Source organism: Mesorhizobium sp. USDA 4132 (assembly GCF_056279545.1).
Map to the genome: position 1 here is coordinate 2,618,384 of NZ_JBWCCP010000001.1, position 12,467 is coordinate 2,630,850.

10 protein-coding genes are annotated in these 12,467 nt (G+C 62.2%); 4 read left to right on the forward strand and 6 right to left on the reverse strand.

Annotation, left to right across the window (positions count from 1 at the left end; genetic code table 11):
* Positions 1-19: 19 nt before the first annotated feature.
* The 5 genes from ligM to ACZ9IU_RS13395 form a co-directional block, all read right to left on the reverse strand.
* Entirely contained in the window at positions 20-1,426 is a 1,407-nt protein-coding gene (ligM, locus tag ACZ9IU_RS13375; RefSeq protein WP_038543673.1) for a vanillate/3-O-methylgallate O-demethylase, read from the reverse strand.
* A gap of 415 nt (positions 1,427-1,841) precedes the next feature.
* On the reverse strand, positions 1,842-2,657 hold the full coding sequence (locus tag ACZ9IU_RS13380; RefSeq protein WP_080719170.1) for a GntR family transcriptional regulator: 816 nt from the start codon (positions 2,655-2,657) through the stop codon (positions 1,842-1,844).
* Positions 2,658-2,790: 133 nt separating this feature from the next.
* On the reverse strand, positions 2,791-3,885 hold the full coding sequence (locus tag ACZ9IU_RS13385; RefSeq protein WP_038543675.1) for an ABC transporter ATP-binding protein: 1,095 nt from the start codon (positions 3,883-3,885) through the stop codon (positions 2,791-2,793).
* Between the two features lie 87 nt (positions 3,886-3,972).
* Positions 3,973-5,739: an ABC transporter permease gene (locus tag ACZ9IU_RS13390; RefSeq protein ID WP_244447503.1), complete on the reverse strand. Its 1,767-nt coding sequence runs from the start codon at positions 5,737-5,739 to the stop codon at positions 3,973-3,975.
* 74 nt (positions 5,740-5,813) lie between these two features.
* Complete coding sequence (locus ACZ9IU_RS13395) at positions 5,814-6,893, reverse strand: ABC transporter substrate-binding protein (protein WP_157885143.1); 1,080 nt, start codon at positions 6,891-6,893, stop codon at positions 5,814-5,816.
* 492 nt (positions 6,894-7,385) lie between these two features.
* On the opposite strand from ACZ9IU_RS13395, the gene ACZ9IU_RS13400 reads away from it, so the two are divergent.
* From ACZ9IU_RS13400 to ACZ9IU_RS13415, 4 genes are all read left to right on the forward strand, one after another.
* Complete coding sequence (locus tag ACZ9IU_RS13400; RefSeq protein WP_038543676.1) at positions 7,386-8,291, forward strand: LysR family transcriptional regulator; 906 nt, start codon at positions 7,386-7,388, stop codon at positions 8,289-8,291.
* A gap of 239 nt (positions 8,292-8,530) precedes the next feature.
* Positions 8,531-9,610 carry an amidohydrolase family protein gene (locus ACZ9IU_RS13405; RefSeq protein WP_080719171.1) on the forward strand — a complete coding sequence of 360 codons (1,080 nt, stop codon included), beginning with the start codon at positions 8,531-8,533 and terminating at the stop codon, positions 9,608-9,610.
* 3 nt (positions 9,611-9,613) lie between these two features.
* Positions 9,614-10,717, forward strand: a complete 1,104-nt coding sequence (locus ACZ9IU_RS13410; RefSeq protein ID WP_038543678.1) for an amidohydrolase family protein — start codon at positions 9,614-9,616, stop codon at positions 10,715-10,717.
* Positions 10,718-10,777: 60 nt separating this feature from the next.
* Positions 10,778-11,191: a Rieske (2Fe-2S) protein gene (locus tag ACZ9IU_RS13415; protein ID WP_038543680.1), complete on the forward strand. Its 414-nt coding sequence runs from the start codon at positions 10,778-10,780 to the stop codon at positions 11,189-11,191.
* A gap of 89 nt (positions 11,192-11,280) precedes the next feature.
* Here the strand turns inward: ACZ9IU_RS13415 and ACZ9IU_RS13420 are convergent, their stop codons facing one another.
* Positions 11,281-12,459 carry a thiolase family protein gene (locus ACZ9IU_RS13420; protein WP_038543681.1) on the reverse strand — a complete coding sequence of 393 codons (1,179 nt, stop codon included), beginning with the start codon at positions 12,457-12,459 and terminating at the stop codon, positions 11,281-11,283.
* Positions 12,460-12,467 lie beyond the last annotated feature (8 nt).

Consider the following 12,467-nt stretch of genomic DNA (forward strand, 5'->3'; position numbering starts at 1 on the left):
TCATATCCTGGGAGGACGATCAGACCTTCTTGGTGCGCCAGCTTTCGGCATAGTTTTCGCGGGCTTCGGCCGCATAGGGGGTCGGCGAGACCCGGACGCGGATCTCGGCCTGCTTGTGGCCCTTTTCGATCGAGGTCTTGCCCGTGCCGCCGTTCGGCTCGCCCCAGATCAGTGTCAGCACATCGCCTTCCTGGACATCCGCATCAACGACGCCGAGCGACAGCATGCAGCGTTCGTTATAGCTGTAGCCGTTGAACATCGACATGCCGACGACCTTGTCGCCATGCATGATCCTGTCGGCGCTCGAAGATGCGTAGTTCGGCTGCGGCAGGTCGATCCACTTGTAGGCCTCACCGCCGGGGACGAAGTTCGAGGCGATGACCTTCATCACGTCTTCCGCGTTCCACTCGAAGGTGACCTTCTTGCGCTGCGGCTGACCCTTCATCTTTTCCAGCGCCTCGCGGCCGACGAAGTCGTGGTCGAACTTGATGTAGATGCCGTAACCGAGTTCGTACGGGTTGACGTAGTAGTCTTCTATGTTGTCGGAGACGAGGCTGCCGCCGATCGAGCCGGTCGCTTCATAGCTGTCTTCCGTCAACCAGTCGCGATAACCCTGCAGTTCGGCGCCGGTGTAGATGCCCGGCAGCGGCGACGGAATCCAGCCGGATTCCAGCGTGTTGGTAGAATAGGCGCGCGCCCCGACCAAGTAGAGGTCGACGCCCGCATCCTTGGCGGCCTTGACGATGATCTCGCGGACTTCGTCCTTTTCGGCATAGGGACCCCAGACTTCGAGGCCGGGAGCGCCGGCCATGCCGTGGCGCAGGGCCTGGACCTTCTTGGAGCCGATATTGATCCAGTCGACATGGAAGAACTTGATGTCGGGAATCGGGCCGCCATTCATCTTTTCAAAGATCTTCGGAGCGTCCGGACCCTGGATCTGGAAGCGGTAGTGAACGCGATTGACTTCCTTGCCGTCCGGGCGCGACGGCGAACGCGGGTCGTGGGTAAGCTTGACGTCGTGCTTGCCGAGCGAAGCGTTGTAGCGCAGCCAGTTGGCGGTCGGCGCACGACCGACGAGCACGAACTTGTCATCACGCTCGCGGAAGATGATCATGTCGCCGATGACGTGTCCGGCAGGCGTCACCGGAACGTAATGCTTGGCGCGATCGACGCCGAAATTGGCAAAGCTGTTGATCGCCAGGCTTTCCAGGAACCTGGACGCGTCCGGGCCTTCGACGATCAGTTCGTCCATGTGATGCGACTGGTCGAACAGGACCGCCGAATGGCGCCAGGCCATCTGCTCGGTGCGCCAGTTCGAAAATTCCGGTGCGACGACCGGATAGATATACATGCCGATGCGCGAATTGCGCAGCATCTCGACAGTATTGCCCTTTTCTTTCAGGATCTGGGTCAGATTCTTCGGCATTTTCTTAACCTTCCCTCGGTTGCTCTCCTGCACGCCGCCCCGCCGGCAAAGCCGGTTCGGGATACGATATGCATTGTCTCAAGATGTCTCATGCAATTGAGGGTCAGCGGTCTCCTCCCGCCATCTCCTCCCAACAGCCCGGTTCTCGAACCTCGCCTCGACGGCTTGGCGGAAATCGAGGCCTCCTCCCGGTCGAAGCAATTCATAGAGCAATCATTTTTGGGATACAATACCAGATTCCGGCCTCGTCGCCAAAAGTGCCGTGGCAGCCCATTAGAATTACGCTGTTTGCATAATATATGGTGATATTTGGTGCAGCGCAGAAAAACAAACTTGATCCGGATTGCCGCCATCCGCGAACAAAATCGGCATTTTGGGATCCCAAGCGGAATTATTTCGGCGCCCGCAAGCGTTCCTAGCCTTCGCTTTCGTCTTGGATCAGGCCGTTGATATGGCCCGCCGGACTGTCGAGGTCGAAGATCGGCAGGATGCGCGAACCGTCGATCGCAAAAAGCCCCTTGCTGATGCCGAGGCTGATTTTCACGCCTTCTCCATGCTCGCGAAAAAGGCTTTCGGCGCGGGCGCCGTCGCGGGCGATCAGCGCCGAGACCATGTGATGGTGCTGCCAGTGCGCGTAGTGAAGATGCTGCGCCCGCTCCTTGCGGGTGATGTTGTCGAAGCGGATCGAATCCGGTGCGCCGAACGGCACCCGGTCGAAAAGGCTGGTGAGTTGGTGCAGCAGGTTTCCGCCTCCGGCTTCGATGATCAGCGTGTGGAAACGCAGGTTCATCGCCGCATAACGTTCCTCGTTGACCGGATCGTCGATGCCGCCGTTCTCGAAGATGTCGTCACCTTCGCGCAGGCAATCCTTGAGCTCCGCCACCAGCGTCGGTGACGGGCCTTCGCTGGCGATCTTCTTGGCCGCATAACCCTCGATCATCGAGCGCAGTTCGATCGCCTCGACCACGTCGGCAACCTTGTAGGCCCGGACACGATAACCGCGGGCGCCGACGCGCTGCAGGACGCCCTCTTCGACGAGCACGGCCAGCGCATGCCGGATCGGGGTGCGCGACACGCCGAGCGCCTCGGCAAGCCCGGATTCGGACAGTTTCTTGCGCGGATCGATCGTGCCGTCGCTCGCCCAGGTCCTTAGCTTGTCGATCACGTGCTGCTGGCGGGTCTCCTGCTTCTCAGGCCCGGGAGGATTCTGAGTTCGGGTGCCTGTGGTCATGCTTGGGCCTCACCTGCGCCATATCGAAATGCGGATCGCGCCGGACGAGAAGGGGACGACCGGAACATCGCTTCAATATTGAATATCTGCGACAAAACGCAAGTTTTCCATATTTCGCCTGCCCCCGGAACGATCAGTTCCGCACCGCCCAGGCAGCCTCCACGGGTGCGGCGACCGTGACCGGGCGGCCGATATCGACATGGGAAAGCGACGAGGCCTCGACATGCAGGGTCTGCGCCGGGGTCTTGACCATGATCGAGCGGTGCGAGCCGCGGAAGATCGCCTGCGAAACCTCGCCGGACCACGAAAGATCGCCGTTCACCTGGCCCGCATCGCGGACATGCAGGTTTTCGGGGCGAACCATGACGGTGACATCCGCACCCTTCGGCATTTCTGTTGCCGCATGACAGTCGCCGGACCAGCCCTGGCCTTCGACCGAGAGCTTGTAATATTGCCCGCCATTCGGGCGGCAGTCCTTGACCGTCGCGTTCAGGAGATTGGGTGTTCCGAAGAAGGCGGCCACCTGGCGGTTTTCCGGCCGGCGGTAGATTTCCTCCGGCGCACCGACCTGCAGGATCTTGCCGCCATGCATGACGACGACCCGGTCGGACAGCGCCATGGCTTCCGCCTGGTCGTGGGTGACGTAAAGCGCGGTGATCTTCAGGCGCTGCTGGAGGGCGCGGAAATCGTCGCCCATCTGGGTGCGCAGGCGCGCATCAAGGTTGGAGAGCGGCTCATCGAGCAGCAGCACTTCCGGCTCGAACACCAGCGCACGGGCGATCGCGACGCGCTGCTGCTGGCCGCCGGATAGTGCCGGCGACGGACGTTCGGCATATTGCTCCATCTCGACGAGGCGCAGCGCGTTCATGACGCGATCCCGGACTTCCGTGTCGGGACGGCGGCGGATGCGCAGCGGATAGGCGACGTTGTCGAACACCGTCATATGCGGCCAGATCGCGTAGGACTGGAAGACCATGCCCAGGCGGCGGCGTTCGGAGGGTACGAAATAGCCCTTCTCCGAATCCGACACGACATTATCGCCGATCGCGATGCGGCCGCCGGTATTTTTCTCAAGGCCGGCCACCATGCGCAGCGTCGTCGTCTTGCCGCAGCCCGACGGCCCGAGCAGCGTGACGAATTCGCCGCTCTTGATCTTCAGGTTCACGTTGTCCACGGCAGTTATCGCGCCATACATGCGGCTCACGTTTTCGAGCGTCACCGAAGCCATATTTCTCTTCCTTTCGGAGCGGATGCCAGAATCCGCTTAAACGACAACCAAAAATTAGCCGGCGGCCGCAGCCGCCGGGCCTGGAGCCTAAAGCTTGCTGATGCGCGATTTGATAAAACTGAGCTGCACCCAGCGGAACACGATGACCAGGAGCATCATCATCAGGCCAATGACGCTTACCTGTTCGGCATTGCCGTTGGCCCACAGTTTCATCAGCACGACCGCCAGCGTTTCCGACCCCACCGAATAGAGAAGAATCGAGGCCGACAGTTCGCGCATGATGCCGAAGAAAGTCAGTACCCAGCCGACGGCGAAGGCTGGCCAGGCAAGCGCCACCATGATCCGCCACATGGTCTGGAACCAGCTCGCGCCGTGAACCCGCGAACATTCTTCCAGGTCGTAGGAAAGCTGGTGATAGGCGCCGGTCATCACCCGTACCGAAACCGGCGTGCCGAGCGCGATATAGGCCAGCAGCAGCGCCCAGATGGTGCCATAGATCGGGATCGGTCCCGGCAGCATCGCAAATGCCCAGAGGAACCCGACGCCGAGCACCATGCCCGGCATCATCCACGGAAGCCAGGCCATGCTGTCGATCAGGTTACGGCCGCGCCAGCGGGTGCGCACCGAGATGTAGGCGACGATCGCACCGAGCGCCATGGTCGCGGTGGCGCCGAGCAGGCCGAGCACCATCGTATTGCGGACCGCCCGCCAGAATTCGCTGTTGGCGAAAACGGCCCTGTAGTGCTCCAGCGTCAGCATGTCGTAGGTGTAGAAGCCGAAGAAGCGGAAGAACGAGCCGAGCATCAGCTGCCCGATCGGCAGCACCACCGTGATGAAGAAGAACAGCACACAGAAGGCGAAGGTGACCCAGCGCCAGGGGCCGAGTTCCATGACGCTCGGGCGAAACCCCTTGCCCGTGACGGTCTGGAAACTCTTGCCGTGCAGCATCCACCACTGCCAGATGACGAGCAGGAACATCAGCCCCATGATCGCGAAGGAAAGCGACGTCGCGTACTGGTAGTCGGGCGTCGCGCGGTGGTTGATCGACTCGTAGATGTCGGTGGTGATCACCTTGATGCCTGCGGGCAGACCGAAGAACAGCGCCGACTCGAAAGTCTCGATGCCCTTGATGAAGCTCAGCATGAAGGAGCTGGTCAGCACCGGCAGCATCAGGAGCAGCGTGATCTTGCGAAAAGTCGTCCAGCGCGAGGCGCCGCACATGCGGCTCGATTCCTCGAGCGACGGGTCCATTGCCCGGAAGGCATCGACCATGAACAGGAACAGGAACGGGATCGAATACTGGCACATGTGCCAGATGACGCCGCCATAGGAATAGATGTTGACGAGCGGATCGGTCGCCCCGGTTGCCCAGCGCCAGACCATGTTGATGACGCCCACCTGCGGGTTGGCCAGCATGCCCCAGGCCATCGCGGTCAGGATCGGCGGAATGAAGAACGGCAGCGTGATCAGCACTTCCAGCGTGCCGCGGAACGGCGTGTCGGTGCGCGCGACGATCCAGGCGAGAAACACGGCGATCGTCAGCGACGGTATGGTTTTCGCAAGCGAAATACCGATCGTGTTGGCCAGAACGATGAGGTTCTGGGTGGTCATGATCGAGCGGTAGCCGTTCAGATTGAACTCCCCGGCCATGCCGGGCGGGGTGGAATGCAGGCTGCCATAAAGCAGCATAGCGAGCGGATAGATCGTCAGGAAGCCAAGGATCAGGATCAGCACCAGCATGCCGATCAGACGCCACAGCGATCCGCCCGAAAAGGCGCGCGTGAAAGCATTGCCGGCAATCGTCGGCGCAGTTTCGGCGATGTCGTCTAGGGGGCGATTGTGGATAATCGTCATGGGATCCTCACGGCTCCGGGTATGAAAAACGGCACCGCCGGCCCGAACATCGGACCGGCAGCGGCCTGGGAGGCTTACTTGAAGATGTCCTTGGACTTGGCGAGCATCTCGTTCTGGCGGGTCGTGTCCGTCGTGCCGTAGAGCTTGGCTTCGGAAATCGCCTTGACGTCCGCCGGCAGGCCTTCGGTCATGCCGGGAAGGACAGGACCGTAGCCGAGGCTCGCGTAGATTTTCTGCACGACCGGGCCCTGCATGAAATCGAGATAGAGCTTGGCGGCGTTCGGGTGCGGAGCCTTCTTGAGCATGACGTTGCCGTAAAGAACGTAAGGAACGCCCTCCTCGGGAATGATGAACTTGACCGGCAGTCCCTTCAGATCCGAGAAGTCGGTCATGATGACCGGCATGTAGATCGAATATTCACCGCGTGCGGTGCGGCGCTGCGATTCGCGCTGGTCGCGGGTGAAGACGAGCTTCTGGTTCGCGACCTTCTTCACATAGTCTTCGCCGATCTTGTCATAGGTCGAGAAGAACCAGAGGTAACCGGCACCGATCGCGCGCGGATCGTCGGACAGGATCTTGCCCTGCCATTTGGGATCGGCAATGTCTTTCCAGCTCTTCGGCTCGTCGGCCGGCTTCACGAGGCCGGTATTGATCATGATCCCGTAGGGAATGGTCATGACCGAGGCCATCGGCACCTTGAGCTTGAACTTGTCGCCGATCTTCTGCGAATTCGGGGTCACCGGCAGCGGATCGACGGACTTGTCCTCCTTGTCGTAGAGCATGGTCTGCCCTTCGCTGGTGAACATCACGTCGGCGGCAAACCTCCCTGCGGCCTGCTCGACACGGACGCGTTCGCGGATCTCGGAGGCGCGGGCTTCAAGCACCTCGACGGAAATACCGTATTGCTTGGTGAAGGCCTCGGCGATCTGCTTGGTGCTCGGCTGGCCGACGAGCGCGGTATAGAGGACGAGCGAACCCTCCTTCTTGCCCGCGTCGATCACCTTCTGCCACTCGGCATCCTGTGCGAAGGCAGGCAGGCCGGCCGCTGCCGAGATGGCAAGGCTGCCCGCGGCCGCCATGAAAACCCGGCGCGACCATTTTTGAATGGCCGAAGCCTTCTGAATGATCGAAGTCATGGATGTGTTTGTCGTCACGTGTCTCTCCTCCCTGGAACCGACGATCGATCATCGCGCCCGGGACCCGATCCCGGCACTCGACGCTCAAAATTTCTGCGGCCACCGACCGCGATCTCCCTTTTCACCGCAAGCGGCGGCGCTTTCCCGAACAGCTGCTCAGTCCCGACCGCTCACCGGCGTTCCGGAAACGATCTGGCGCAGGCCCTGCAATTGACAAGGTCCCTGATAAGCACCGCATGATGCGGAGCATTCAGGCCTTCGGTTCGGACAGGATTGGCCTTGGCCAACTGCAAACTCCCTTTTCTGAATTCCAATCTGCGCCGGCTCTCCCTGCCGGTCGCGGCGATGCCACCCGGCACCGGAATTCCCTCTTCTGTTAGATTGACCTTTTCCCGTGCAGGGGAAAAGCACCATTTTTTTACATTCACTTTTCTCGAAAATAGAAAGATGAATTGTGCTACCGTTTACGCGGAGGGCCGCTCGGCAGAGCGGCATGGGAGACCTAAGACATTGGATACGCTTATCAATATCCGCACGTTTCTGGCGGTTGCCCGGTCCGGCAGCTTTTCGGCGGCGGGCCGTCATCTCGGCGTCGCACCCTCGGTCGTGACGAAACGCGTCAGCCGGCTGGAAGACCAGATGCGGGTGAAACTCTTCATCCGCTCGACCCGCCAGATTATCCTGACGGAGGTCGGCGAACGCTACCTCCCCCGCTACCAATCGCTGGTCAAGGAGATCGACGATGCCATCAGCGGAGCGGCCGCGGTCGCTCAGCGGATCGAGGGACATTTGAGGATAAAGGCGCCGACGACGGTGACGATCGCCTTCCTCGCCCGCATCCTCAGCGACTTCCAGCAGGAGAACCCGAACGTCACCATGGACCTTGCGCTGGTCGACCGTTCGGTCAATCCGGCGGAAGAGGGATACGATATCGCTCTCGGTGCCCTGCCCGCCTCCTATTCGAATGTCATCGACGAGCCGCTCTGTCCCTACCCGCGAAAACTCTGCGCGGCTCCCGACTATCTCGAAAACCGCGGCCTGCCGAAACATCCGCGCGACCTCGTCGATCATATCTGCCTTACCTTCCACGCGACCGGCTCGACCTGGTCGTTCCTGAGCCCCGGCGGCCCGATCGACGTCGAGGTGCGCTCCGCCTTCAGCGCCAACGACACCCAGATCCTGCACGACCTGGCGCTCCGGGGCCGTGGCGTCGCCATGGTGGCGAATTACGTGGCGGAGGAATCGATCCGGAGCGGCAAGCTGATCGAATTGCTGCCCGACTTTCCCGTGGCGGAGCTCTGGCTGAAGGCACTCATCCCCCAGACCCAGGCGCGCAAACCAACCGTGCGCGCGCTGATGGAATGGCTGCGTATCCATATGCACACGGCTCTGGTGATCGGCGACCGCGCCGCTTGAGCGCGCCACTTTTGCCTGGGAAGAAAAACTGGAAGGCCTTTGGCTTTCTCGAATCGAGAAAGCCGCTACGATGAAAAAGCATATTCTCTTGGCTCCCCGTGCCGCTTACCCTCCCAAATCGAGGAAACGCATCGCTGATGCGAGGTTGGCCGTCGCCTGTCGACGCGCCGCCCGGGAGTGAGGTTCAGGTCCGCCGCGAAACGAGCGGCCGGACCGACAGACAAGGGAGGTTTTGAGCGGTGGATACTGCTGTGACCCAGCAGCGCCCTGTGCTTTCGCAATTGGGCGCGATCGATTGTGACGTTCATCCGGACGCGCCGGGGCGCGAGGATCTTCTTCCCTATTTCGACGATTACTGGCGCGAGATCGTCACGACGCGCGATGTCGACCGTCTCGAGCTCACCAATTTCCCGACCCGCACCAAGCCGTTCTTCCGGGAGGACTGGAAGGCGACGGAGGGCAAGGGCGTCGAAAAGCTGCGGAAAAACCTGCTCGATCCCTACGGTCTCAAATACGCGATCCTCAACTGCGTCACTGCCGTGCACGCGATCTACGATCCCTATCTCGCGACCGCCGTCTGCCGCGCCACCAACGACTGGCTGAAGGCGGAATGGCTCGACCGCGACCCGCGCCTGCGCGCCTCGCTCGTCCTGCCGATGCAGAACCCGGAAGCTGCCGTCGAGGAAATCGAGCGCTTCGCCGATGACAAGCGTTTCGTGCAGGTGCTGACCCTCTGCATGGGCGAGATGCCGCTCGGCCGCCGCATCTACTGGCCGGTCTACGAGGCCGCACAGCGCCACGGTTTTGCGCTCGGCGTACATGCCGGCAGCGCCTATCGGCATGCGCCGAGCCAGAGCGGTTTCCTTTCCTATCTCGCCGAGGATTACGTCCATCAGGTCCAGGGTTTTGCAGCCCAGGTCGGCAGTTTCGTTTCCGAAGGCGTGCTCGGCAAGTTTCCCGACATGAAGATCGTGCTGATCGAATCCGGCGTCTCCTGGCTGCCCGGCCAGATGTGGCGGATGAGCAAGGACTGGCGCGGCGCCCGCATCGAGATCCCCTGGGTCAAGGAGCCACCGTCGGCCCTCGTTCGGCGCCAGATCCGCATGACGACGCAGCCCTTCGACGCGCCGCGCGACCCTGCCGAGCTGGAACGCATCATCGAACATCTCGATTGCGACGACATGCTGCTCTTCTCGACCGACTATCCGCATGCGCAATTCGAAGGCGATGCTGCGATCCCCGCCGGTTTCCCGGAACGCCTGATCGACCGGCTGGTTCGGGACAATGCGCTCGCCACCTATCCGCGACTGGAGGACTAAGCCATGGACCATGCCGTTCTGGACAAGGACACCAAAGCAGACGCCAAGCTCGGGATCGTCGATTGCGATATCCACCCGGCCTTCGGCTCGCCTGCGGAACTTGCGAAATTCCTGCCCGTCCGCTGGCGCGACCATCTGGCCGATTACGGCCAGCGCAGTGCCAACCCGGTGGTCGGCACCCTGCCTTACCCACGCATGACGCCCGGCAATGGCATGCGCCGCGACGCCTGGCCGCCGAACGGCGGACCGCCGGCCTCGGACCTTGCCTATCTGCAGGAGCAACTGCTCGACCCGCTCGGCATCGAATACGGCATCCTGCAACCCTTGGCGGCCGGCTCCTCGACGCTGAACCAGGAACTCGGCGCTGCCATGTGCGCCGCCGTCAACGACTGGCAGCTCGACAAATGGACAGGCCCGGACCCGCGCCTCAAAGCCTCGATCTCCGTCACCCAGGAAGACGTGCCGGCGGCGCTTGCGGAAATCGAGGCGCGCATCGGCGACCGGAGTTTTGCCCAGATCGCCATTCCGCCGCGCACCATCGAGCCGGCGGGACGTCGCCGCTACTGGCCGATCTACGAGGCTGCCGAACATTATGACATGCCGATCGGCATGCATTCCGCAGCCTATGGGCAGCACACCAATAGCGGCGCCGGCTGGCTGGACTTCTATATCGAGGAACACTACGCCTTCTCGCACAGCCTGCAGAGCGTCGTCACCAGCATGGTCTTCGAGGGCGTCTTCGAACGCTTCCCAAAGCTGAAACTGGTCGTCGTCGAAGGCGGCTTCGCCTGGGCGGCACCCCTCGCCTGGCGGCTCGACAAGCAGTGGGAACGGATGCGCTCCGAGGTACCGCATGTGAAGCGGCCGCCGTCCGAATATATCCGCGAGAATGTCTGGTTCACCACTCAGCCGATCGAGGAACCGGAAAACAACCGCCACCTGCTCGACACGCTGCGCTGGGTCGGCACCGACCGGCTGATGTTTTCGACCGATTATCCCCACTGGGATTTCGACGACCCTCGCTACGCCTTCAAAGTGCCGCTGTCGCCGACGGAGCGCGCGCAGATCTTTCGCGATAATGCCAAGCTCGTCTACCGCCTGCCCTGAATTGAAGACAAGATCAGCTCTTCCGGAAACGCAATCAGTATCGATGGATTGAAATAGAGAATGGCCCGTCATGTCATCGCCAAGGTCGAGGAACTCGAGATCGGCAAATCCAAGCTGGTGAAGGTCGCAGGCCGCGACATCGCCCTCTTCAACGTCAAGGGCGAGTTCTTCGCCATTGCCAACCGCTGCCCGCACGAAGGCGCCGACCTCTGCCGCGGCCAAGTCGTGGGGCTGGCCGAAGCGGACGAGCCCGGAAAGGTCCGCATGACGCGGCACGGAGAGCTCGTCCGTTGCCCCTGGCACGGCTGGGAATTCGACATCCGCACCGGCAAATCCTGGTGCGACCCGGCACGCACCCGCGTCAAGAGTTTCGACGTTTCCGTCGCCAAGGGCGGTGCGCTGACGGAAGGTCCTTATCAGGCCGAGACCTTTCCGGTCTCGATCGATGAGGACTACGTCGTCGTCGAGATCTGAATAAACCAAGCTCTATCCGAAAAGGTCCTCTCTGCCTGGATAGACGGAAAGCGCGGCAATCCCTCTTGCCGCGCTTTTTGCTGCTCCGATCAGATCATTTCCAGCGCCAGCGCAATGCCCTGGCCGCCGCCGATGCAGAGCGTCACCACACCGCGCTTCAGGCCGTCGCGCTGCATCGAATGCAGAAGCCGCGTCGTCAGGATGGCGCCGGTGGCGCCGATCGGATGACCGTGCGCCACCGCGCCGCCTTCGACATTGGCGATATCCTCCGGCAGGCCGAGCCCTTTCAGGACCGCAAGCGGTACCGCCGCATAGGCCTCGTTGATCTCGATCCGCTCGATATCGCCGATCGCCCAGCCGGCACGCTCCAGCGCCTGGTTGACGGCCGGGATCGGCCCAAGCGCGAACATGCCGGGTTCGACCGCGGCGACGCCATAGGATACCAGCCGCGCCATCGGGCGCAGGCCCTTGGCTTCGGCAAAGGCCCGATCCGCGACGATCATCGCCGCCGCACCGCTGTTGAGGCCGGGTGCATTGCCGGCGGTGATCGTGCCGTCGTCGCGGAAGGCCGGCTTCAGTTTGGCAAGCGCCTCTATCGTGGTATCCGGCCTTGGGGTTTCATCGACGGCAAAACGCTTCACGCTGCCCTTCACCGGAAGGTCGATGCCGACGATCTCGGCAGCGAACCTGCCCTCGGCCCGAGCGGCGCTGAAACGCTGCTGCGAACGTGCCGCCCAGCGATCCTGGTCCGCACGGCTGATCTGCTGCGAGGCGATCATGTCCTCGGTGTGCCAGCCGGAATGTCTGTCCGAAAACGCATCGTGCAGCCCGTCGAGCAGCATGCTGTCGAAGATTTCCGCATGGCCCATGCGATACCCCCAGCGGCCGCCACTCATCAGGTAGGGCGCGCGGTCCATGCTCTCCATGCCGCCGGCGATGGCCGCCTTGGCATGATCGAGCCAGATATCCTTGGCCGCACTGGCGATCGCCTCGACACCGGAACCGCAGACGCGGTTGACCGTGACGGCCGGCACCGAGACCGGCAGGCCGGCATGGATCGCCGCCTGTCGCGCCGGGTTCATCCTGTTGCCGGCCTGGACGACGTTACCCATGGTGACCGAGGCCACCTCGGCGGCGTCGAGGCCGGAGCGGGCGATCGTCTCGCGGATGACCGCAGCGCCGAGATCGACGGCCGGTATGCCGGCGAGCGAGCCGTTATATTTGCCGATCGCGGTGCGCAGCGGCTGGACGATGACGACTTCGGACATGGCGGTTC